The organism is Burkholderia sp. COPS, assembly GCF_019425585.1.
Classification (GTDB): domain Bacteria; phylum Pseudomonadota; class Gammaproteobacteria; order Burkholderiales; family Burkholderiaceae; genus Burkholderia; species Burkholderia cepacia.
Genome location: NZ_WIXR01000016.1, coordinates 21,061 through 41,835, shown reverse-complemented (window position 1 = coordinate 41,835; position 20,775 = coordinate 21,061). Strand labels below are relative to the sequence as shown.

General features: G+C 67.5%; 21 protein-coding genes. 8 read left to right on the top strand and 13 right to left on the bottom strand.

The genetic code is table 11. The annotated features are described in order from the left end of the window. Nucleotides 1-146: 146 nt before the first annotated feature. The 7 genes from acpP to FOZ70_RS15165 form a co-directional block, all read right to left on the bottom strand. On the bottom strand, nucleotides 147-386 hold the full coding sequence (gene acpP, locus FOZ70_RS15195; protein WP_004197638.1) for an acyl carrier protein: 240 nt from the start codon (nucleotides 384-386) through the stop codon (nucleotides 147-149). A 144-nt stretch (nucleotides 387-530) separates the two neighbouring features. After that, nucleotides 531-1,280, bottom strand: a complete 750-nt coding sequence (gene fabG / locus FOZ70_RS15190) for a 3-oxoacyl-ACP reductase FabG (protein ID WP_006476504.1) — start codon at nucleotides 1,278-1,280, stop codon at nucleotides 531-533. A gap of 36 nt (nucleotides 1,281-1,316) precedes the next feature. Then, the gene (fabD, locus tag FOZ70_RS15185; protein WP_042975162.1) at nucleotides 1,317-2,249 is read right to left on the bottom strand and encodes an ACP S-malonyltransferase; all 933 of its coding nucleotides are present in this window, start codon (nucleotides 2,247-2,249) and stop codon (nucleotides 1,317-1,319) included. A gap of 83 nt (nucleotides 2,250-2,332) precedes the next feature. Further along, nucleotides 2,333-3,322, bottom strand: a complete 990-nt coding sequence (locus FOZ70_RS15180) for a beta-ketoacyl-ACP synthase III (RefSeq protein ID WP_042975163.1) — start codon at nucleotides 3,320-3,322, stop codon at nucleotides 2,333-2,335. Further along, nucleotides 3,323-4,429, bottom strand: coding sequence for a phosphate acyltransferase PlsX (gene plsX / locus FOZ70_RS15175; RefSeq protein WP_042975164.1), 1,107 nt, complete (start codon nucleotides 4,427-4,429; stop codon nucleotides 3,323-3,325). 129 nt (nucleotides 4,430-4,558) lie between these two features. Beyond that, a complete protein-coding gene (gene rpmF / locus FOZ70_RS15170; RefSeq protein WP_006051932.1) occupies nucleotides 4,559-4,738 on the bottom strand; it encodes a 50S ribosomal protein L32 in 180 nt (59 codons plus the stop codon). 98 nt (nucleotides 4,739-4,836) lie between these two features. Continuing rightward, nucleotides 4,837-5,475 (bottom strand): DUF177 domain-containing protein, encoded by a 639-nt coding sequence (locus tag FOZ70_RS15165; RefSeq protein ID WP_021159702.1) that lies wholly within the window; start codon nucleotides 5,473-5,475, stop codon nucleotides 4,837-4,839. Nucleotides 5,476-5,696: 221 nt separating this feature from the next. On the opposite strand from FOZ70_RS15165, the gene FOZ70_RS15160 reads away from it, so the two are divergent. Continuing rightward, nucleotides 5,697-6,329, top strand: a complete 633-nt coding sequence (locus tag FOZ70_RS15160; protein WP_042975165.1) for a Maf-like protein — start codon at nucleotides 5,697-5,699, stop codon at nucleotides 6,327-6,329. Then, on the top strand, nucleotides 6,326-7,048 hold the full coding sequence (locus FOZ70_RS15155; protein WP_027788014.1) for an SAM-dependent methyltransferase: 723 nt from the start codon (nucleotides 6,326-6,328) through the stop codon (nucleotides 7,046-7,048). Before FOZ70_RS15160 ends, FOZ70_RS15155 begins: the two co-directional genes overlap by 4 nt. 61 nt (nucleotides 7,049-7,109) lie before the next feature. Here the strand turns inward: FOZ70_RS15155 and FOZ70_RS15150 are convergent, their stop codons facing one another. Genes FOZ70_RS15150 through FOZ70_RS15135 form a run of 4 tightly spaced genes read right to left on the bottom strand, consistent with a single transcriptional unit; the run spans nucleotide 7,110 to nucleotide 10,188 of the window. Beyond that, nucleotides 7,110-8,102: a S49 family peptidase gene (locus FOZ70_RS15150; RefSeq protein WP_021159703.1), complete on the bottom strand. Its 993-nt coding sequence runs from the start codon at nucleotides 8,100-8,102 to the stop codon at nucleotides 7,110-7,112. 12 nt (nucleotides 8,103-8,114) lie between these two features. Then, nucleotides 8,115-8,516 carry a Rieske 2Fe-2S domain-containing protein gene (locus tag FOZ70_RS15145; protein ID WP_048022961.1) on the bottom strand — a complete coding sequence of 134 codons (402 nt, stop codon included), beginning with the start codon at nucleotides 8,514-8,516 and terminating at the stop codon, nucleotides 8,115-8,117. Beyond that, nucleotides 8,513-9,172, bottom strand: a complete 660-nt coding sequence (locus FOZ70_RS15140; RefSeq protein WP_027788016.1) for an HAD-IA family hydrolase — start codon at nucleotides 9,170-9,172, stop codon at nucleotides 8,513-8,515. Before FOZ70_RS15140 ends, FOZ70_RS15145 begins: the two co-directional genes overlap by 4 nt. Nucleotides 9,173-9,183: 11 nt before the next feature. Beyond that, on the bottom strand, nucleotides 9,184-10,188 hold the full coding sequence (locus tag FOZ70_RS15135; RefSeq protein ID WP_059589887.1) for an RluA family pseudouridine synthase: 1,005 nt from the start codon (nucleotides 10,186-10,188) through the stop codon (nucleotides 9,184-9,186). A gap of 721 nt (nucleotides 10,189-10,909) precedes the next feature. Here FOZ70_RS15135 and FOZ70_RS15130 point away from each other — a divergent pair. The 6 genes from FOZ70_RS15130 (at nucleotide 10,910) to FOZ70_RS15105 (ending at nucleotide 18,152) form a co-directional block, all read left to right on the top strand. Then, on the top strand, nucleotides 10,910-14,062 hold the full coding sequence (locus FOZ70_RS15130; RefSeq protein WP_219706192.1) for an Rne/Rng family ribonuclease: 3,153 nt from the start codon (nucleotides 10,910-10,912) through the stop codon (nucleotides 14,060-14,062). Between the two features lie 131 nt (nucleotides 14,063-14,193). Next, the gene (gene moaA / locus FOZ70_RS15125; protein ID WP_021159709.1) at nucleotides 14,194-15,306 is read left to right on the top strand and encodes a GTP 3',8-cyclase MoaA; all 1,113 of its coding nucleotides are present in this window, start codon (nucleotides 14,194-14,196) and stop codon (nucleotides 15,304-15,306) included. A gap of 27 nt (nucleotides 15,307-15,333) precedes the next feature. Next, complete coding sequence (mobA, locus tag FOZ70_RS15120; protein WP_111999602.1) at nucleotides 15,334-15,951, top strand: molybdenum cofactor guanylyltransferase MobA; 618 nt, start codon at nucleotides 15,334-15,336, stop codon at nucleotides 15,949-15,951. 105 nt (nucleotides 15,952-16,056) lie between these two features. Continuing rightward, entirely contained in the window at nucleotides 16,057-17,355 is a 1,299-nt protein-coding gene (gene glp, locus FOZ70_RS15115) for a gephyrin-like molybdotransferase Glp (RefSeq protein ID WP_219706191.1), read from the top strand. A gap of 39 nt (nucleotides 17,356-17,394) precedes the next feature. Then, complete coding sequence (locus tag FOZ70_RS15110; protein ID WP_006401288.1) at nucleotides 17,395-17,670, top strand: hypothetical protein; 276 nt, start codon at nucleotides 17,395-17,397, stop codon at nucleotides 17,668-17,670. Continuing rightward, nucleotides 17,667-18,152 carry a GNAT family N-acetyltransferase gene (locus FOZ70_RS15105; RefSeq protein ID WP_027788021.1) on the top strand — a complete coding sequence of 162 codons (486 nt, stop codon included), beginning with the start codon at nucleotides 17,667-17,669 and terminating at the stop codon, nucleotides 18,150-18,152. The genes FOZ70_RS15110 and FOZ70_RS15105 overlap by 4 nt, the downstream gene beginning before the upstream one ends. 88 nt (nucleotides 18,153-18,240) lie before the next feature. Here FOZ70_RS15105 and rmuC read toward each other — a convergent pair whose 3' ends face one another. Together rmuC and FOZ70_RS15095 are read right to left on the bottom strand one after the other, a co-directional pair. Then, nucleotides 18,241-19,719, bottom strand: coding sequence for a DNA recombination protein RmuC (gene rmuC, locus FOZ70_RS15100; protein ID WP_059706949.1), 1,479 nt, complete (start codon nucleotides 19,717-19,719; stop codon nucleotides 18,241-18,243). Further along, on the bottom strand, nucleotides 19,716-20,705 hold the full coding sequence (locus tag FOZ70_RS15095) for a D-glycerate dehydrogenase (RefSeq protein ID WP_021159714.1): 990 nt from the start codon (nucleotides 20,703-20,705) through the stop codon (nucleotides 19,716-19,718). Before FOZ70_RS15095 ends, rmuC begins: the two co-directional genes overlap by 4 nt. Nucleotides 20,706-20,775 lie beyond the last annotated feature (70 nt).

Sequence of the window (20,775 nt, the reverse complement as noted above, 5' to 3'; positions counted from 1 at the left end):
GGATGACAAAAACAAAAGCCACAGTGGCCACAGGAACCAGCCCTGCGAGCCCTGTGGCTGTTAGTCCGTCCGGCGCGAGGCCGGCAGGATGGCGCGTCAATCGCGAAGATCGCGGCGACGTGGCGGACAAGCGCGAAAGGCGCCTGTTACGCCTTGACGTTTGCGCGAGCGTAGTCGATCGCTTGCTGAACGGTCGTGATCTTCTCTGCTTCTTCGTCCGGGATTTCCATGCCGAACTCGTCTTCGAGAGCCATCACCAGTTCGACGGTGTCGAGCGAGTCGGCGCCCAGGTCGTTCACGAACGAAGCTTCGTTCTTGATCTCGGCTTCCGCGACGCCCAGTTGTTCAGCGACGATCTTCTTGACACGTTGTTCGATGTTGTCCATTACCCCTCCGAGGGAAAGTTCAGATTTACAAGTGCGCGCATTTTATCAGGTTTGCTGACGCCAAAACGCGCGTTGGCTTGATGGTCGATCAAGCGCCGATCCGCCTGAAAAACGGGATACGGCGCGGATGGTAAACGAAAATCGTTACGACATGTACATGCCGCCGTTCACGTGCAGCGTCGTACCGGTGATGTAACCGGCCTGCGGCGACGCGAGGAACGCGACGGCGTGGGCAATGTCTTCCGGGCTGCCGAGGCGGCCGAGCGGAATCTGGGTCTTGAGCGCGGCCTGCTGTTCTTCCGGCAGCGTCTTCGTCATGTCGGTATCGATGAAGCCCGGCGCCACACAGTTCACGGTGATGCCGCGGCTGCCGATTTCACGTGCGAGCGCACGGGTCATGCCCGCGACACCCGCCTTCGCGGCTGCATAGTTGACCTGACCCGGGTTACCGGCCGAGCCGACCACCGACGTGATGTTGATGATGCGGCCGCCACGCGCCTTCATCATCGGGCGCAGCACCGCGCGCGACAGGCGGAACACCGACTTCAGGTTGGTGTCGATCACCGCGTCCCAGTCCTCGTCCTTCATCCGCATCGCGAGCTGGTCCTGCGTGATGCCCGCGTTGTTGACGAGCACGTTCAGCGCGCCGAATTCCTTCACGGTCGCGTCGATCAGCGCCTCGGCGGCTGCCGCGTCGTTGACGTTCAGCACCGCACCGCGACCCGTGACGCCCGCTTCCGCGAACGCCGCGGTGATCGCAGCGGCGCCCGACTCACTCGTCGCCGTGCCGATCACCGTCGCGCCCAGGCGCGCGAGTTCGAGCGCGATCGAACGGCCGATGCCGCGCGATGCGCCGGTAACGATCGCAACCTGTTTATCGAGAGTCTTGTCCATGAATCGAATATCCGTCTCTTGAGAAAAGGCGCCGCGTCAGGCGGTCACCAGCTTGAGCGCTTCGTCGAGCGACGCCGGATCGAACACCGACGCACCCGTCAGGTTGCCGTCGATGCGCTTCGTCAGGCCGGCGAGCACCTTGCCCGGACCGCATTCGATCACGTGCGTAACGCCCGTGCCTGCGATGTGCTGCACGCACTCGACCCAGCGCACCGGGCCCGCGGCCTGGCGCACCAGCGCGTCCTTGATCGCGGCCGGATCGCTGACCACGGCGACGTCGATGTTGTTGACGACCGGAATCTGCGGCGCCTTCACGTCGACGTTCGCGAGGTAGTCGCGCAACTGATCCGACGCCGGCTTGAGCAGCGACGAATGGAACGGCGCCGACACCGGCAGCGGCAGCGCGCGCTTCGCGCCCTTCGCCTTCGCGATCTCGCAGGCCTTTTCGACCGCGGCCTTGTTGCCTGCGATAACGACCTGCGCGGGTGCATTGAAGTTCACTGCCTCGACGACACCCGCTTCCGCGGCTTCCGCGCATACCGCACGCACCGTGTCGTCATCGAGACCCAGGATCGCGGCCATGCCGCCCTGGCCGACCGGCACGGCCGTCTGCATCGCCTGCGCGCGAAAACGCACGAGCGGCACGGCATCCTTGAACGCGAGCGCGCCGGCGGCGACGAGCGCCGTGTATTCGCCGAGGCTGTGTCCGGCGACGATCGACGGCGCCGGGCCGCCCGCCTGCTGCCACGCGCGATAGCACGCGTAGGCCGCGGTCAGCATCACGGGCTGCGTGTTGGCGGTGAGGTTCAGCTCTTCGGCCGGGCCTTCGGCGATCAGCTTGCCGAGATCCTGATTGAGTGCATCGGATGCTTCCTGGAGCGTCTCGCGCACGACGGCCAGATCGGCGAATGCGTTGAGCATGCCGACCGCCTGCGAGCCCTGCCCCGGAAATACGAATGCAAATTTCATATCGTCCCCAATTGAATCGATTCGGACGGCGCGCACGAATGGCGCGCCGGTGGGATCCGCGCGCAGCCGTCGCGCGCCGCGGATCAGTAGCGGAAGACCGACGCGCCCCAGGTGAAGCCGCCGCCGACGCCTTCGATCAGCACGTGCTGGCCGCGCTGGATGCGACCGTCGCGCACCGCGGCGTCGAGCGCCAGCGGAATCGACGCGGCCGACGTGTTGCCGTGCTGGTCGACCGTCACGACCATGCGCTCCTGCGGCAGGCCGAGCTTGCGGCAGGTGCTGGTCATGATGCGGATGTTGGCCTGGTGCGGAATCAGCCAGTCGATCTGCTCGGGCGCGAGATTCGCCTTCGCGAGCGCTTCGATCGCGACCTTTTCGAGCACGTTGACCGCGAGCTTGAACACGGCCTGCCCGTCCATGTGCAGGAACGCGCTGCCGTCGATCACGCCGCGATTGACGTTGCCCGGCGTGCACAGGATGTTCGAGTAGCTGCCGTCCGCGTGCAGCGCGCTGCCGAGCACGCCCGGCTCTTCCGACGCGGACAGGATCACCGCGCCCGCGCCGTCGCCGAACAGCACGCAGGTCGTGCGGTCCTTGAAGTCGAGAATGCGCGAGAACGTCTCCGCACCCACCACGAGCGCGGTGCGGTGCTGGCCGCTGCGGATGAAGCTGTCGGCGGTCGCCATCGCGTACGCGAAGCCCGAACACACGGCCTGTACGTCGAAGGCCGCGCCGCCGTTCTTGATGCCGAGCTTGTTCTGCAGCAGGCACGCGGTGCTCGGGAACACGAAATCGGGGGTCGAAGTCGCGACGATGATCAGGTCGATCGACTGCGGATCGATGCCGGCGGCCTCGATCGCGCGACGCGACGCCTCGAGCGCGAGGTCGCTGGTCGTGACGTCCGGTGCGGCGAAATGGCGCGCATGGATGCCCGTGCGCGCAACGATCCACTCATCGCTCGTCTCGATGCCTTCCTTCGCAAGTCGATCGGTCAACTGCTGGTTCGTGACGCGGTCAGGCGGCAGGTAGCTGCCCGTGCCGAGCACGCGGGAATAGAGAGTCGATTGGGCCATTTATGCTTTAGAGGATTGCGCAGCGGAAGGTTCGGCGTGATGGCCTGCGGCGGGGCTTGCATGGCCCGCGCCGCCCGCGTTGTGTTCGCCGTCGCCGAGCGACACCGAATTATCCGCCATCGCACGCGTGAGGCGCTCCAGCACGCCGTTTTTGACGGCATCATACCCGCGTTTGATTGCCCACTCAAACGCGTAGGCATCGGCCGAACCATGGCTCTTGATCACGAGGCTCTTCAGCCCCAGCAGCGCCGCGCCGTTGTACTGGCGGTGATCGACGCGCTTCTTGAAACGCATCAGCACCGGCAGCGCGAGCAGCGCCATCAGCTTCGACATCAGCGAACGGCCGAACTCTTCGCGGATGATGTCCGACAGCATCTGCGCGAGCCCCTCGGACGTCTTCAGCGCGACGTTGCCGACGAAGCCGTCGCACACGATCACGTCGACCGTGCCCTTGTAGATGTCGTTGCCTTCCACGTTGCCGCGAAAATTGAGCGTGCTGGCGCGCAGCAGTTCGCCTGCGCGCTTGATCGTCTCGTTGCCCTTGATAACCTCTTCGCCGATGTTCAGCAGGCCGATCGTCGGGCGCTCCTTGCCTTCGAGCGCGGCCACGAGCGCGTGCCCCATTTCCGCGAACTGCAGCAGGTGCTGCGGTTCGCAGTCGACGTTCGCGCCGAGGTCCAGCATCATCGTGTAGCCGGTCGGGTTCGGCAGTGCGAACGCGATCGCGGGCCGCTCGATGCCGGGCAGCGTCTTGAGTACGTAACGGGAAACGGCCATCAGCGCGCCGGTATTGCCGGCGGAGATGCAGGCCTGCGCCGCGCCTTCCTTGACGTGGTTGAGTGCGACGCGCATCGAAGAATCCTTCTTCTTGCGCAGCGCCACTTCGACAGGGTCGTCCATCGCCACGACTTCGGTGGCGGGAACGATGGTCAGCGCGGGATCGTCGAGGGCTTTCAGCTTTTTCAGCTGAGCGCGGATCGCGCTTTCGATGCCGACGAGCATCAGGTGCGCATCGGGATGCGCGCGGACGAACTTGACTGCCGCGGGAACGGTCACGGACGGGCCGTGGTCGCCTCCCATGCAATCGATTGTGAGCTTTACGGTCATGGAATGCGACGAATTTCAGGCACAAAAAAGCGGCAGTTGAATGCCGCCTTTTTGTTGAGCCAGGAAAGTGTCAAGCGAACCAGTTGTCACGCGAACGGCAAACGTAGCGCGCAACGCGTGACTTGACGCTTAGTCGTTCTTCGTCTTGACGACTTTCTTGCCGCGGTAGTAGCCGTTCGGGCTGACGTGGTGACGCAGGTGCACTTCACCCGTGCTCGGCTCGACTGCCAGCGGCGCTGCCGTCAGGAAATCGTGCGAACGATGCATGCCGCGCTTCGACGGCGACTTCTTGTTTTGCTGGACTGCCATGACTAACTCCTAAATAATTTTCCGGATTCTAACACAGCCCGATCCGGCGCTTAACTACCCTGGCCCAAAGCCTTTACGCCTTCCCGCGCCACAACTGCTTAGTGTTTCTTGGTGCCGTCACCGCCCTTCTTCAGCGCTTCCAGCGCTGCGAACGGATTCGGCCGTTTGCCTTCGTCCCCGGCTTCGTCGGACTCCTCGTCCGTCTCTTCCGCGGGACCGCTCGCGCCCGACACGAGGCTTTCGTGAACTGCCGGGCAAACCTCGTGCTTGGGCACGAGCGGCAACGAAAGCAGCAATTCCTCTTCGATCAAGTCGACGAGATCGAACTGGCGTGAGCCCACGATCACATCGGCTTCATCGTCGTCGAGCGGAAATTCTTCAGCTTCTTCTTCGGTCGCGACGACCCGGTACGTCATGTCGACGTCGAACGTCTGGTCGTACGGGGTCATGCAGCGCTGGCACGTGAGCCACGCATGACCGTGCACCGCGAGGCGCAGATACGGCTGCTGCCCGTCGGCGCCGTCGTCCTGCAACTCCTTCTGGGTGAACCCTTCCGCCTGCCATGTGAAGACCGTGTCGCGATCTGGCGCGTCCGCAGGCACTTCGTTTAACATGCGCGGCAGTTGCGAGAGGTGCACCGCGCCTGCTGCCTGCCGCCCGCTGCGGGCGAACTCGAACAGGTCGACTGCATGCGGATCAAGTGGCGCCGCAGCAGGTTTGCCAGAAGAAGTGTTCATGTGCGCTCCTGCCTACAGGCTGACTTGCGGATCCGACTTGGTGCCGCTCGCGTACGGGTGACCGTACTTTACTTCCGAAGACCCGGCAGGCGCCACCACAACGGAAGCCTGCCGACGAAAAGCGGGAAAGCATACCTGTTTTACCTTTTGCAGTCAATCACTTAAGCTTGCGTCCGCAGCAACGCTGCGCAACACCCGACGACTCACCGATCCCACCGACCATGCCGGATACCGTTTGCCGCCCGCCGCGGCTGATTCTTGCCTCCAGTTCACGCTACCGCCGCGCGCTCCTCGAGCGCCTCGGCATCCCCTTCGACGTCGTGTCGCCCGACCTCGACGAAACCCCGCACGACGGCGAGACGCCGGCCGCGACCGCACTACGCCTTGCAGGCGCGAAAGCGCGCGCCGTCGCCGCGACGATCGACGCGCCGGACGGCGTGCTCGTGATCGGGTCCGACCAGGTCGCGACCTTCGACGGGCTCCAGATCGGCAAGCCCGGCACGCATGAGCGTGCGCTCGCGCAACTCGTGTCGATGCAGGGCCGCGAAGTCGAATTCCACAGCGCGCTCTGCCTGTATGACAGCCGCACGGGCGAAGCGCAGGTCGAGGACGTCGTCACGCGCGTGCGTTTCCGCTCGCTGCCCGAGGCCGAACTCGATGCGTACCTGCGCGCGGAAACGCCGTACGACGTCGCCGGCAGCGCCAAGTCGGAAGGGCTCGGCATCGCGCTGCTCGACGCGATCGACTCGAACGACCCGACGGCACTCGTCGGCCTGCCGCTGATCGCGCTCACGCGGATGCTGCGCGCCGCCGAATATCCACTGTTTGCAACCACCCGTGGAGACCGCGCATGACGGCCGGCACGCTCTATCTCGTTCCGAACACGCTCGGCGAAGGCGACGAATCGATGCTCGCGGCGGTCCTGCCCGCGGCCGTGCAGGCACGCGCCGGCACGCTCGGCTATTACATCGGCGAGAACGCGAAGACGACGCGCGCGTTTCTGAAGAAGATCGGCACGACGCGCCCGATCCAGGAAATCGAGATCAGCGAACTGAACGTCAATACGCCGGCCGGCCAGATCGACCGGCTGCTCGCGCCCGTGCTGGCCGGCGCGGATGCCGGCCTCGTATCCGAAGCCGGCTGCCCGGCCGTCGCCGATCCCGGCGCCTTGCTGGTGCGCCGCGCACACGAGCGCGGCGTGAAGGTCGTGCCGCTCGTCGGGCCGAGCTCGATCCTGCTCGCGCTGATGGCATCGGGCCTGAACGGCCAGAGCTTCGCGTTCAACGGCTACCTGCCGGTCGACGCGGCCGCGCGCGCGAAACGCCTGCGCGAACTCGAGCAGCTGTCACGCAAGGCGCGCCAGACGCAGATCTTCATCGAAACGCCGTACCGGAATCAGGCGATGCTCGACACGCTCGTCGCGACCTGCGCACCGTCCACGCAGATCTGCGTCGCGGCCGACCTGACCCTCGCGACCGAGACGATCGCGAGCCGCACCGTAACGGACTGGAAAAAGGCGCCTGCGCCGAATCTGCACAAGCGCCCTGCGATCTTCCTGCTGCTGGCGAACTGAAGCCGCGACCGGTGGCTGCCCGGCAGCCGATCGGCGGGCCATCGCGGCCCGCCCGCTTCCGTCAGCGCAAGCTGACCGCCGCGCCGCCGGCCGTCAGCGCCTTCATCGCGGCGCCGCCGACGGCCGCACCGAACTTGCGCGCGACACGGTTCGTCAGGCTTTCCTTCACCGTATAGTCGACGAGATCGGGCGCCTTCAGCACGTCGCGCGCGACCGTGTCGGTCGTGCCGAAGCCGTCGGCGAGCCCGAGCTCGACGCTCTTCTCGCCGGTCCAGAACAGGCCCGAGAACATGTCGGGCGTCTCGTGCAGCCGCTTGCCACGGCCATCCTTCACCGCCTTGATGAACTGCGCGTGCACCTGGTCGAGCAACGCCTGCGCGTGCGCGTCCATCTTCGGCGTCTCCGGCGAGAACGGATCGTAGAAGCCCTTGTTTTCACCTGACGTATGCAGGCGCCGCTCGACGCCGAGCTTCCCCATCAGGCCGGTAAAGCCGAACCCGTCCATCAGCACGCCGATCGACCCGACGATGCTCGCCTTGTCGACGAAGATCTTGTCGGCCGCGGACGCGATGTAATAGCCGCCCGATGCGCACATGTCGGTCACGACGACGTACAGCGGCTTGTCCGGATGCTTCGCGCGCAGCCGCCGGATCTCGTCGTAGACCATCCCGGCCTGCACCGGGCTGCCGCCCGGGCTGTTGATCCGCAGCACGACGCCGGCCGTACCGTCGTCGTCGAACGCGGCGTCGAGCGCCGTGTTGATGTCGTCGGCGTTCGCGTTGACGCCGGCGGCGATCTCGCCGTCGATCGTCACGAGCGCCGTATGCCGCCCGCTCGCCGAGAACTTCGCATCGCTCGAGAAATCGATCAGCGCGAACGCAAGCAGCACGAACACGCCGAGGAACGCGAAGCGGAAGAAGATCTTCCAGCGCCGTGCCGCGCGCTGCTCCTTGACGGCCGCAAGCGCGATCCGCTCGAGCGCCGCACGCTCCCAGTTCGGTTCACGGCTGTCGGGACGGGAGGAGGAATCCGGGGAATTCGGTTGGTCGGCCATGCGGTATTGTCGTCAGTCGGTCTTGGCGGAAACGGCGGGACGCAGGTCGGCGTCGGGCACCCAGAATACCGCACGCCCGTCGGCCGTGTCGCGCTCGTCGACCTCGACCGGCCGCAGCCGGCCGCCGCGGCACGGGCCGCCGACGCACTTGCCGGTGTTCGGCTCGTAGATCGCGCCATGCGTCGCGCACATCAGGTAGAGACCCGACGATTCGAAGAACTGGCCTTCGGCCCAGTCGAGCTCCATCGGCACATGCGCGCAGCGGTTCAGGTAACCGTATGCGCGCCCCTCGTAGCGCACGAAGAACACGACGGCCTGCTCGCCGCGCAGCGTCGCGTCGACGCGCACGCCGGCACCGCCGTCGGCCAGGGCATCCGATGCACACACGCGCATCGCATCCGGCGCCGCGCTCATGCGTGCTCCCGCAACCACGCGGCCAGCGCTTCGACGTCCGGCGCGACGAAGCGCGGCGTGAGCGCAGCCAGCGCATCGGCCGTGTGCGCGCCGTATGCGACACCGACGCCGGCCGCCCCGGCACTCGCGGCCATCTGCAGGTCGTGCGTCGTGTCGCCGATCATCACGGTGCGGGAAAGATCCTGCCCCAGTTCCCGGGACAACTCGTGCAGCATCGCCGGATGGGGTTTCGAGAAAGTCTCGTCCGCGCAGCGCGTCGCATCGAACAGGCTCGTCAGCTTCGACTGGTCGAGCACGCGATTCAACCCGACCCGGCCCTTGCCGGTTGCCACGGCGAGCAGATACCCGGTGTCGCGCAGCTCGGCGAGCAGTTCGCGCACGCCGGCGAACAGCTCGATGCGCTGGTCGTCGAGCAGATAGTGATAGCGGTAGCGCTCGGCGAGCCGCGAATAGTCGGACGGATCGAGGGTCGGAGCGGTAATCTGCAGCGCGTCGCGCAGGCCGAGGCCGATCACGTAGCGCGACGCCTCGTCGGACGGCGTGGGCAGGCCGAGATCGCGGCATGCGGCCTGGATGCTGTGCGCGATGTGCGCAGTCGAATCCATCAGCGTGCCGTCCCAGTCGAAGACGATCAGGTCAAATTGCTGTCGAGCCATGCGGTTCAGGTTCAGGCGGTATCGCGCAATGCGCTGAGTTGGTCGAGGAAGCGCCGGCATTCGTCCGGCAACGGCGCATCGAACTGCAGCGCCTCGCCGGTCAGCGGGTGGGCGAGCTTCAGCCGGTGCGCATGCAGGAACATCCGTTTCAGCGACGGCTGCGCATTCGCGCGCGCCAGCGCCTTGTTCAGTGCGAAATCGCCATACTTGGCGTCGCCGGCGATCGGCAGGCCGAGATGCGCGAGGTGCACCCGAATCTGATGGGTCCGACCCGTTTTGAGTTCCGCTTCGACGAGAGCGTAGTCCGGCCAGCGGTCGACGAGGTTGAACACCGTATGCGACGGCAGCCCGTCGTCCTGCACCCGCACGCGGCGCTCGCCTTCCGGGGTCGAATACTTGAACAGCGGCGCCTTCACCGCGCGGCGGCGGCCCCAGTCGGGCTGCCATTCGCCGTGCACGCACGCGAAGTAGCGCTTGTCCATCCGGTTCTCGCGAATCTGCTCGTGCAGGCCGACGAGCGCCGTGCGCTTCTTCGCGAGCATCAGGATCCCGGACGTCTCGCGGTCGAGCCGGTGCACCAGTTCGAGGAATTTCGCGCGCGGGCGCGCCTGGCGCATCTGCTCGATCACGCCGAACGCGACGCCGCTGCCACCGTGAACCGCGACCCCCGCCGGCTTGTCGATGACGAGCATCGCGTCGTCCTCGTACAGCACGTGGAAATTCGCGGGCGGCACGACGGGCGTGTCGGCGCGCGCGAGGTCGGCCGCCGCGACGCGCACCGGCGGCACGCGGACGAGGTCGCCCAGTTCGAGGCGGTACTGCGCATCGATCCGGCCCTTGTTGACGCGCACTTCGCCGCTGCGCAGGATCCGGTAAATATGGCTTTTCGGCACGCCTTTACAGACGCGCAACAGGAAGTTGTCGATCCGCTGACCGGCCGAGTTTTCGTCGATCTCGATCATCGATACCTGGCCGCTTGCGACCGAATTCTGGGATATTTTGCCTAACTCATTCATACTGAATATAATTTTGCCCAGCCTGACGTTGTGGGTGGCCTGATCGGCCGGCCCCGGCTGAATCGGGCAAGGCGCAAGCGCAAACCGCTATTTTACTTGCGCCGGGGGTCCGCTGCTCGCCCCTAATCAAAGAGATGCAGCAAGTTGCACGCACGGCGCCGCCCGTCGGCAAGGATCGCGCCCACAGGCGGATTCGGTCGGCAAGGCGCCGCGGTAACGGAAAGTTGGTTGAAAAGAATTTGATCGGCAGCCCGACGGCGCGAGGTGCGTCCGCAAGCTGCCGGTTGCGAAAATTACGGCGTTGCGCCCGATTTGGTTCCGCGAAGCGTGCGGGACTTGGCGACGTCAAACCAGGGAAGTACACCCCAAGCGGGAAAGTCGGGCTGGATTCGATACTCCCCGCTGCGGCCCAAGCCGCAGCATCTGCCGCCCGTCGGCGCGCGCGACGCATTGCGCGCGCCCGTGGCAATGCCCGGACAGGCTTAGCGCGCTTTTGCAGCGTGCGGTGTGTGAACGCCGTGCTTTGAAGCCGTATTCGCAGGTGCCCTACGGCCGCCGGCCCCGTCTTTCGGGGCCCAAGCGCCTCTTCAGGCAATTCTCCCCGCCATCGTTCCCGCTCCAGCGTGCTCGTGACAACACAACAAGGTGCGGCCTGCCGTCGTTCCCGCCCTCGCGACTGACAACCGCGAGGCGCCGGCAGCGGAGCCGCCTGGAGCCGTTCATGAAACGCATGCTGTTCAATGCGACGCAGCAGGAGGAGCTGCGCGTCGCCATCGTCGATGGGCAGAAGCTCATCGACATCGACATCGAAACCGCCGGGCGCGAACAGCGCAAAGGCAATATCTACAAAGGTGTCATCACCCGCATCGAGCCGTCGCTCGAAGCGTGCTTCGTCAATTACGGCGAAGACCGCCACGGGTTCCTGCCGTTCAAGGAAGTCGCCCGCCAGTACTTCAAGGAAGGCATCGACATGCGCTCCGCGCGCATCCAGGATGCACTGCGCGAAGGCCAGGAACTGATCGTCCAGGTCGAGAAGGAAGAGCGCGGCAACAAGGGCGCCGCCCTCACCACCTTCATCTCGCTCGCCGGCCGCTACCTGGTGCTGATGCCGAACAACCCGCGCGGCGGCGGCGTGTCGCGCCGGATCGAAGGCGACGAGCGTCAGGAACTGCGCGAAACGATGGCGCAACTGCAGATTCCGGACGGCATGAGCATGATCGCCCGTACCGCGGGCATCGGCCGCAGCGCCGAGGAACTGCAGTGGGACCTGAACTACCTGCTGCAACTGTGGCGCGCGATCGAAGCGGCGTCGCAAAGCGGCAACGCCGGCCAGCCGATGCTGATCTATCTGGAATCGAGCCTCGTGATCCGCGCGATCCGGGACTATTTCCAGCCCGATATCGGCGAAATCCTGATCGATACGAACGAGATCCACGATCAGGCCCGCGCATTCATGGATATCGTGATGCCGGACAACGTCGCGAAGGTGAAGCGCTACCACGACGACGTGCCGCTGTTCTCCCGCTTCCAGATCGAGCACCAGATCGAGACCGCGTACTCGCGTACGGTGCCGCTGCCGTCGGGCGGCGCGATCGTTATCGACCACACCGAAGCGCTCGTCGCGATCGACGTGAACTCGGCGCGCGCGACCAAGGGCGCGGACATCGAGGAAACGGCTACCCGCACGAACCTCGAAGCGGCCGACGAAGTCGCCCGCCAGCTCCGCCTGCGCGACCTCGGCGGCCTGATCGTGATCGATTTCATCGACATGGAATCGGCGAAGAGCCAGCGCGAAGTCGAGCAGCGCCTGAAAGACGCGCTCAAGCATGACCGCGCACGCGTCCAGATGGGCAAGATCTCCCGTTTCGGCCTGATGGAACTGTCGCGCCAGCGCCTGCGTCCGGCCCTGTCGGAAGGCAGCCATGTGACCTGCCCGCGTTGTAACGGCACCGGCCACATCCGCGATACCGAATCGTCCGCGCTGCAGGTCCTGCGGATCATTCAGGAAGAAGCGATGAAGGAAAACACCGCGGCGATCCACTGCCAGGTGCCGGTCGAGGTGACCGCCTTCCTGCTCAACGAAAAGCGTCAGGAAATCAACAAGATCGAGTCGCGCTTCAAGGTCGGCATCGTGCTGATCCCGAACAAGCACCTCGATACGCCGCACTACAAGCTCGAGCGCCTGCGTCACGACGACGCGCGCCTCGACGATCCGCGCGCGTCCTGGAAGATGGCCGAGGAAGCGGCCCGCGAGCTCGAGTCGGAAACCGGCTACAGCAAGCGTGCGGCGGAAGTGAAGCCGAAGCAGGAAGCCGCGGTCAAGGGCATCACGCCCGAGCGTCCGGCGCCGAGCCCGGCACCGCAGCGTCCGGTCGAACCCGTTGCCGCGCCCGCGCCCGTCGCGCCGGCAAGCGGCGGTTTCATCGGCTGGCTGAAGGGCCTGTTCGGCGTGGCGCCGGCTCCGGCGCCCGCACCGGTCGCCCCGGCACCGGCGAAGGAGCAGGCAGCCCGTCCGGCTCGCGGCGAACGCGCCGAGAAGTCCGAGCAACGCGGCGAACGCGGCGGCGATCGCAACCGCAACCGTCGCGGCGGCGCCCAGCAGGCACAAGGCGGACGCGACCAGGCTGCGGCAGGCCGCGGCCAGCAGCAACGCCAGGAACGCGAAGGCAAGGAAGTGCGTGAAGCACGTGAGCCGCGCGAGAACCGCGAACCGCGCGAGGGCCGTGAGCCGCGCGAGGGCCGTGAGCCGCGTGAAGGTCGCGAGATCCGCGAAGGCCGTGAGGGTCGCGAAGGTCGCGAGGGCCGTGGCCCGCGCGAAGGCCGCGAGCCGCGTGAAAGCCGCGAGCCGCGCGAGAACCGCGAACCGCGCGAGCGTGCCGAGCAGCCGGAAGGCGTCGAAGCCGCAAGCCGTGGCGAGCGCCAGGAACGTCGCGAGCGCGGCGAGCGCCGCAAGCCGACCCAGCATGCGGCTACGCTCGAAACGGTCAACCGTGGCGAAACGCATCCGGAACCGGAAGCCGACAAGGCCGTCGCCGAGGCCCTGCCCGGCGCCGAGCTGGCAGCCGACGCGGAAGCCGGCGCGCGTGATGGCGAGGAACGTCGCCGTCGCCGTCGCGGCCGCCGCGGCGGTCGCCGCGAGCGCGAGGAAGACGGCGCAGTCGTCGACCACGCCGAGCAAGGCGCAGATGGCGAAGCCGCCGTACAAGCCGTGACGCCGGAAGCACCGGCTGCTGCCGAACCGGCCCACACGGCCGCACCGGCAGTCGTCGTGGCCGCGGCTGCGGAAGGCGCCGTCGTCGCCGAAGCAGCGGTCGAGCACCACGCCGAACCGGTTGCACCGGCCGCTGTCGAGCCGCAGCCGGCACCGGCAAACGTCGAAGCGGCTCCGGTCGAACCGGCGGTTGTTGCCCACGCGGCAGAACCGGCTCCGGTCGCACCGGCCGTCGAAACGGAAGCCGGTCCGGCTCCGGTCGCGGTTTCGCCGACGGACGCGTTCGAAGTGCCGGCAGCGCCTGCCGCGGTCGAAGCACCGCAGTCCGCGCCCGTCGAGCAAGCCGCGCCGGCCGTGGCGATCGAAGCCGCTCCGGCGGCTGTCGAGCCGGCACCGGTCGAAGCTGCGCCGGTCGAGGCCGTTGCAGCACCGGCACCGGCACCCGTTTCCGCACAACCGGCAGCCGCACCCGCTTCGGCGAGCCTGGATGTCGTGCTGGAGCAGGCCGGTCTCGTCTGGGTGAACACGGACGCCGACAAGTTCGCCGCCGCGCAGGAAGCCGCGTCGCGACTCCCGCGCCCGGCTCGCGTGCCGCGCGAACGCAAGGTACTGCCGCCGGTCGATACGGCCCCGATGCAGCAGGTCGAAACGACGCATCACTGACCGGCACATCGCCCGACCAGGAAAAGCCCGCCTCCGGCGGGCTTTTTCACGTCCGCGCTGCGGGTTTCCGCCCACCGGACCGGCCCGCCGCTTGCGGCTAAAATAGAGGTCTGGTTCGCACTTCTTTCAACATGTCCCGACGCATCATTCCTCTCGCCGACGTCAGCGGGATGCCGGACGTCTCCGGCGTCGCGCACGCCCCGGACGGCACGCTGGCCGACACGCTCGCCAGGCCGCTGCGTGACCTGCGCATTTCGGTGACGGATCGCTGCAACTTCCGCTGCGTGTACTGCATGCCGCGCGCCGTCTTCGACAAGGACTACCCGTTCCTGCCGCACAGCGCGCTGCTCACGCACGAGGAAATCGAACGCGTGGCGCGACTCTTTGTCGCACACGGCGTCGAGAAGATCCGCATCACGGGCGGCGAGCCGCTGCTGCGCAAGAATCTCGAATTCCTGATCGAGCGCCTCGCACGCCTGACCACGCATGACGGCCGCCCGCTCGACCTGACGCTCACGACCAACGGTTCGCTGCTCGCCCGCAAGGCGCGCGCGCTGAAGGACGCCGGGCTCACGCGCGTGACGGTCAGCCTCGACGCGCTCGACGATACGCTGTTCAAGCGCATGAACGATGCCGAGTTCGCAAGCGCCGACGTGCTCGACGGCATCTTCGCCGCCCAGGCTGCGGGCCTCGCGCCGGTCAAGGTCAACATGGTCGTGAAGCGCGGCACCAACGACAGCGAGATCCTGCCGATGGCGGAGCGTTTCCGCGGTACCGGCGTGATCCTGCGCTTCATCGAATACATGGACGTCGGTACGTCGAACGGCTGGAACATGACCGAGGTGCTGCCGTCGGCGGACGTCATCGCACGCATCGCCGAACACTTCCCGCTCGTGCCGCTCGAGCCGCACACGGCGGCAGAAACCGCGCAGCGCTGGGGCTATGCGGACGGCAGCGGCGAGCTCGGCGTGATTTCGAGCGTCACGCAGGCCTTCTGCGGCGACTGCACGCGCGCGCGGCTGTCGACCGAAGGCAAGCTGTACCTGTGCCTGTTCGCGTCGACGGGCCACGACCTGCGCGCACTCGTGCGCGGCGGCGCGAGCGACGCCGAGATCGCGACCGCGATCGCCCGCATCTGGCAGGCCCGCACCGACCGTTATTCGCAGCTGCGCGGCAGCGCGTCTGCCGACACCGTGCCCGACGGCGCCGGCAAGCGCGTCGAGATGTCGTATATCGGCGGCTGACGCACGCTGCCCTTCCGCCTTCTCGCGATGCCCGCTTCCACCTCTCCCTCGATCGCCGGCCTGCTGCTCGCAGGCGGGCGGGCCACACGCATGGACGGCGTCGACAAGGGCCTGCAGTTGCTCGACGGCACGCCGCTCGCGCTGCACGTGCTGCGCCGCCTCTCGCCACAGGTCGACGAAACGCTGATCAGCGCGAATCGCCATGCCGATCGTTATGCCGAACTCGGCGCACCGTTCGACGCGCGCATCGTCGCGGACGAAACACCCGACTTCCCCGGCCCGCTCGCGGGCCTGCTCGCCGGCATGCGGGCGGCACGCGCGCCGCTCGTCGCGTGTTCGCCATGCGATACGCCCTACCTGCCCGCCGACCTCGTCGCACGGCTGCACGCGGCGCTCGACGCGCAGCAGGCCGACATCGCCATGGCGGTGACCGTCGACGCGCAGCAGGCGCGCTCGCCGCAGCCGACGTTTGCGCTGCTGCGCACGTCGCTGGCCAACGATCTCGCCGCCCGGCTCGCGGCCGGCGACCGCAAGGTGCGTGCGTGGTACGCACGCCACAAGACGGTCGAAGTCGAGTTTCACGACGAGCGTGCGTTTTACAATGCCAACTCCTGGCAGGAACTCGCCGCGCTGGCCCGCCGCTGACGGCACTCGCGCGGTTCCCGCCCGCCGCACGCGAAACCCGCGCTCAGGCACCCTCCTCGCGCCACCGGCCACGAACCCGATACGCCTTGCGGCGCAGTCCGACTGATGATCACGCAATCCTCGCCCGCCTCCCGAAGCGCCCCCGATTCCGATGCCCCGCTGTCGCTCGCCGACGCGCAGGCACTCGCGTGCCGCTTTGCGGTGCCCGTCGCGGCGTGCGAGACGGTGGCGCTGCGCGATGCGCTCGACCGCGTGCTCGCGGCCGACGTGAACGCGCCGTTCGACATTCCCGCCTACGACAACTCGGCGATGGACGGCTACGCGTTCGACGGCAGCACCGGCACGCACGCGGCGCCGCAAGCGGATGTCGCGCTGACGGTCGCCGGCACCGCGCTCGCCGGCCATCCGTTCGACGGCACCGTGGCGGCCGGATCATGCGTGCGCATCATGACGGGCGCGCCGATGCCGGCCGGATGCGACACGGTGATTCCGCAGGAACGCGTACACGCCGACGGCGACACGATTCGCTTCGTCACGCATGACATCGCGCGCGGCGCGAACTGCCGCAAGGCCGGCGAGGATCTCGCGCGCGGCGCCTGCGCGCTCGCCGCGGGCCGCATCCTGCGACCGTCCGATCTCGGGCTGCTTGCGTCGTTCGGCATCACCGAGGTCACGGTGCGCCGGCGCGTGCGCGTCGCCGTGTTTTCCACCGGCGACGAACTGCGCGAGCCCGGCGAGCCGCTCGGCCCCGGCGCACTGTACGACAGCAATCGCGGGATGCTGATCGCGATGCTCGAACGACTGCATGTCGACGCGGTCGACCTCGGGATCGTCCGCGACGACCCGGCCGCGCTCGAAGCCGCATTGCGCGACGCCGTCGCCGCGCAGGCCGACGCGGTGATCACGTCCGGCGGCGTATCGGTCGGCGAAGCCGATTTCACGCACGACGTGATGGCACGGCTCGGCGACGTGACGTTCGCCAGCCTCGCGCTGCGTCCCGGCCGGCCGCTCGCGTGCGGCACGCTCGCACGCGCGGCCGGTGGCACCGGTCACGCGCTGTTCTTCGGCCTGCCCGGCAATCCGGTCGCGTCCGCCGTGACGTTCTACGCGATCGTGCGCCCCGCACTACTGACGCTGGCCGGCGCGCAGGCCCAGCCGCCGGCGATGCATACGGCACTCAGCACGCATGCGCTGAAGACGCGCCCGGGCCGCACCGACTACCTGCGCGGCATCGCGACACGCGCCGCCGACGGCCGCTGGCACGTCGCACCTGCCGGCTCGCAGAGTTCCGCGTCGCTGAGCGGCCTCTCGGCCGCCAACTGTTTCATCGTCCTGGGCCACGATACCGCGGCAGTCGACGCGGGCACCCCGGTCGACATCCTGCCGTTCGACGGCCTGATCTGAATTCCACTATCGGTATATCTCTACGGGGGCAATCCGCACATGAAGAAACAAATTTCGTCGATCGCCGCGGGGCAGACCGCAAAGGCGCTGATCCTCGTCTACCTGACGTTCAGCGTGCCGATCGTGCTGCTCGGCATTCTCGTCGCCTACGTTCGTTACGGGATGGTCGAACTGAGCACGATCCTGAGCGCGCTGCTGCTGAACGCCATCCTCGGCTTCGTGTTGCTGTGGATCGCGTGCCACGCGTACAACTGGGTCGCATCGCGCTTCGGCGGCATCGAGATCGTGCTGTCCGATCCGCCGGAGGAAGCGTGAGCGGCACACCGCTGATCCGCGCAGCGCAAGCGAGCGACGTCGGGGCGATCCTCGCGCTGATGCGCGAGCTCGCCGAATTCGAGAAGCTCACGCATCTGTTCGTGGCAACCGAGGCCGACCTCGCCGACGCGCTGTTCGGCGCGCGGCCTGCCGCCGAAGCGCGGGTGGCCGAACACGACGGCGCGATCGTCGCGTATGCGCTGTTCTTCCACAATTACTCGACGTTCCTCGGCCGTCGTGGCCTCTATCTCGAGGATCTGTACGTGCAGCCGTCGCAACGCGGCACGGGCCTCGGCACCGCGATGCTGCGTCACCTCGCGGCCCTGGCCGTCGAGCGCCGTTGCGGGCGCTTCGAATGGTCGGTTCTCGACTGGAACCAGCCTGCGATCGATTTCTACGAGAAGATGGGCGCCACCGTGCTGCCCGACTGGCGCATCGTTCGCGTGACGGGCGACGCGCTGGACACGCTCGCCGGGCATTGAGCGCATCGCGGCCGCACCGGCGATCGCTGCATGAAAAAACGGGCGCCGCGGCGCCCGTTTTCGTTCCGGCCGGTATCGGCAACGCGCGTCACGCGTCGTCCGCATCGGCGCCGTCGCTACCTTCCGCGCCGAGCAGCCCGGCTGCCGCGTCGCCCGGCAGCGCCTCGACCTGCTTCAGCTTGCGGTTCATCACGCGCGTACGCTGCTCGGCGGACTCGATCGAGCGCGTGACCGTTTCGAGCTGCGCCTTCGTGCGCGCGAGCACGTCGCCGAACTTGCCGAATTCCGTTTTTACCGCGCCGAGCACCTGCCACACCTCGCTCGACCGTTGCTCGATCGCGAGCGTGCGGAAACCCATCTGCAGGCTGTTCAACAGTGCGGTGAGCGTCGTCGGGCCGGCCACCGTCACGCGATAGTCGCGCTGCAGCAGGTCGGTCAGCCCCGGGCGACGCAGGATCTCCGCATAGAGCCCTTCGGTCGGCAGGAACAGCAGCGCGAAATCGGTCGTGTGCGGCGGCGCGACGTACTTCTCGGCGATCGTGCGCGCCTCGAGCCGCACACGCGCTTCGAGCGCGCGGGCCGCTTCCTCGACCGCCGCCGCATCGGCGCGCTCCTGCGCGTCGATCAGCCGCTCGTAATCCTCGCGCGGGAATTTCGCGTCGATCGGCAGCCACACGGGCGGCGCGTCGCGCGTACCGGCATCGCGCCCCGGCAGCCGGATCGCGAACTCGACGCGCTCGCTGCTCTTCGGCACCGTCGCGACGTTCTTCGCGTACTGCTCGGGCGTCAGCATCTGCTCGAGCAGCGCCTCGAGCTGCACTTCGCCCCAGGTGCCGCGCGTCTTCACGTTGGTCAGCACTTTCTTCAGATCGCCGACGCCCGCCGCGAGCGTCTGCATCTCGCCGAGCCCGCGATGCACCTGCTCGAGCCGGTCCGACACGAGCTTGAACGATTCGCCGAGCCGCTGCTCGAGCGTCGCGTGCAGTTTCTCGTCGACGGTGCGGCGCATCTCCTCGAGCTTCGCCGCGTTGTTCGTCTCGATTTCCTTCAGCCGCTGTTCGAGCGTCGCGCGCACTTCGCCGATCCGGCGATCGTTCGCCTCGGTCAGCTGCGTGAGCTGCCGGTTCAACGTGTCGCCGAACAGCCTGAGCGCGCCCGTCTGCTCCTCGCGCGCCTGCTGCGCCTGACGCTGCAAACTCTCGCGCATCGCGTCGAACTGCTGCGCATTGCCGGCGACGAGCTTGCCGAGCTGCTGGGCGAAGCCCTCGACCTGGTTGTTCTGCACGGTCGCCACGCTCGTCAGCTGCGCGGCGAGCGTCTGCTGAAGCTGCGCAAAACTGCCGGCCAGCTCGGTGCGCGAGCCGCGCGCGTGCTCGACGATCTCGCCGCGCAATTCGCGTTCGAGCCGTTCGACCGCGCGCGCCTGCGCGTGCGCGGCGTCCTCGATCTGGTCGCCCAGTACCGCCGTATCGTCGTGACGGCCAGCGCCACGCATGAGCGCGACGATCGCCACCGCGAGCGCGACGGCCAGCACGACGACCGCCGCAAGCAACAACGTCATCGTCATGCGCGCGGCTTCCCGATCACGTCAGGGTTGATCGGATTCGGCGGCCGCCCCGCGCGCGGCCCCTCGCCCAGCGCGGCGATCAGGTTGTCGGCGGCGAGGTTCGCCATCGCGCGGCGCGTTTTTTCTGTCGCGCTCGCGATATGCGGCGTCAGCACGACGTTCGGCACCTCGAGCAGCGCCGGATGCACCGTCGGCTCGCCTTCGTACACGTCGAGGCCGGCGGCGGCGATCGTCCCGTCGCGCAGCGCGACGGCCAGCGCCGCGTCGTCGACGATCCCGCCGCGCGCGATGTTGGTCAGCGTCGCGGTGGGCTTCATCTTCGCGAGTTCGGCCGCGCCGATCGTATGGTGGTTTTCCTGCGTGTACGGCAGCACGAGCACGACGTGATCGGCGCGCGCGAGCAGCGCATCCTTCGATACGTATTCGGCGTTCAGCTCGGCCTCGATCTCGGGCGCGACACGCGACCGGTTGTGATAGATGACCTGCATCCCGAAGCCGCGCGCGCGGCGCGCGAGCGCCTGGCCGATGCGCCCCATTCCGATCACGCCGAGCGTCGAGCCGTAGATGTCGCTACCGAGGAACCCGTCGTAAGCCCACTTCTGCCAGTGGCCGGCGCGCAGCCAGTGCTCGGATTCGGCGATCCGACGAGCGGCGGCCATCATCAGCGCCCAGCCGAAATCGGCGGTGGACTCGTTCAGCACGTCGGGCGTGTTGGTACCGAGCACGTTCGCCGCGTTGAACGCAGCCATGTCGAAGTTGTTGTAGCCAACCGCCATGTTCGCCACGACGCGCAGGCGCGGCGCGGCGGCGAGCTCGGCCGCGCCGACCGGATCGCCGGCCGTCAACGCGCCGTCCTTGTCGGCCAGACGCGCGGCGAGCGCGCCGGGCGCGAGTGCGTCGCCATTGTTCCAGTCGACGTCGAAATATTGCTTGAGCCGCTCGATCACGTCCGGAAAGATCGGACGCGCGACCAGGATCTTCTGCATCGCCATCTCCGCATGCCGCGGGCGGATCGAAGCGCGCCGTGCGCCGCCGGGACCGCCCGCTCAAGGTTGA

What these genes read in the sequence shown, in the direction of transcription:
- mobA (WP_111999602.1), top strand. Translation starts at nt 15,334, where the DNA reads ATGCCCGCTTCCACCTCTCCCTCGATCGCCGGCCTGCTGCTCGCAGGC.
- FOZ70_RS15155 (WP_027788014.1), top strand. Translation starts at nt 6,326, where the DNA reads ATGACGGCCGGCACGCTCTATCTCGTTCCGAACACGCTCGGCGAAGGC.
- FOZ70_RS15150 (WP_021159703.1), bottom strand. Translation starts at nt 8,102, where the DNA reads ATGGCCGACCAACCGAATTCCCCGGATTCCTCCTCCCGTCCCGACAGC.
- rmuC (WP_059706949.1), bottom strand. Translation starts at nt 19,719, where the DNA reads ATGACGATGACGTTGTTGCTTGCGGCGGTCGTCGTGCTGGCCGTCGCG.
- plsX (WP_042975164.1), bottom strand. Translation starts at nt 4,429, where the DNA reads ATGACCGTAAAGCTCACAATCGATTGCATGGGAGGCGACCACGGCCCG.
- FOZ70_RS15135 (WP_059589887.1), bottom strand. Translation starts at nt 10,188, where the DNA reads ATGAATGAGTTAGGCAAAATATCCCAGAATTCGGTCGCAAGCGGCCAG.
- FOZ70_RS15145 (WP_048022961.1), bottom strand. Translation starts at nt 8,516, where the DNA reads ATGAGCGCGGCGCCGGATGCGATGCGCGTGTGTGCATCGGATGCCCTG.
- FOZ70_RS15160 (WP_042975165.1), top strand. Translation starts at nt 5,697, where the DNA reads ATGCCGGATACCGTTTGCCGCCCGCCGCGGCTGATTCTTGCCTCCAGT.
- glp (WP_219706191.1), top strand. Translation starts at nt 16,057, where the DNA reads ATGATCACGCAATCCTCGCCCGCCTCCCGAAGCGCCCCCGATTCCGAT.
- acpP (WP_004197638.1), bottom strand. Translation starts at nt 386, where the DNA reads ATGGACAACATCGAACAACGTGTCAAGAAGATCGTCGCTGAACAACTG.
- fabG (WP_006476504.1), bottom strand. Translation starts at nt 1,280, where the DNA reads ATGGACAAGACTCTCGATAAACAGGTTGCGATCGTTACCGGCGCATCG.
- FOZ70_RS15095 (WP_021159714.1), bottom strand. Translation starts at nt 20,705, where the DNA reads ATGCAGAAGATCCTGGTCGCGCGTCCGATCTTTCCGGACGTGATCGAG.
- rpmF (WP_006051932.1), bottom strand. Translation starts at nt 4,738, where the DNA reads ATGGCAGTCCAGCAAAACAAGAAGTCGCCGTCGAAGCGCGGCATGCAT.
- FOZ70_RS15180 (WP_042975163.1), bottom strand. Translation starts at nt 3,322, where the DNA reads ATGGCCCAATCGACTCTCTATTCCCGCGTGCTCGGCACGGGCAGCTAC.
- FOZ70_RS15130 (WP_219706192.1), top strand. Translation starts at nt 10,910, where the DNA reads ATGAAACGCATGCTGTTCAATGCGACGCAGCAGGAGGAGCTGCGCGTC.
- fabD (WP_042975162.1), bottom strand. Translation starts at nt 2,249, where the DNA reads ATGAAATTTGCATTCGTATTTCCGGGGCAGGGCTCGCAGGCGGTCGGC.
- moaA (WP_021159709.1), top strand. Translation starts at nt 14,194, where the DNA reads ATGTCCCGACGCATCATTCCTCTCGCCGACGTCAGCGGGATGCCGGAC.
- FOZ70_RS15140 (WP_027788016.1), bottom strand. Translation starts at nt 9,172, where the DNA reads ATGGCTCGACAGCAATTTGACCTGATCGTCTTCGACTGGGACGGCACG.
- FOZ70_RS15165 (WP_021159702.1), bottom strand. Translation starts at nt 5,475, where the DNA reads ATGAACACTTCTTCTGGCAAACCTGCTGCGGCGCCACTTGATCCGCAT.
- FOZ70_RS15110 (WP_006401288.1), top strand. Translation starts at nt 17,395, where the DNA reads ATGAAGAAACAAATTTCGTCGATCGCCGCGGGGCAGACCGCAAAGGCG.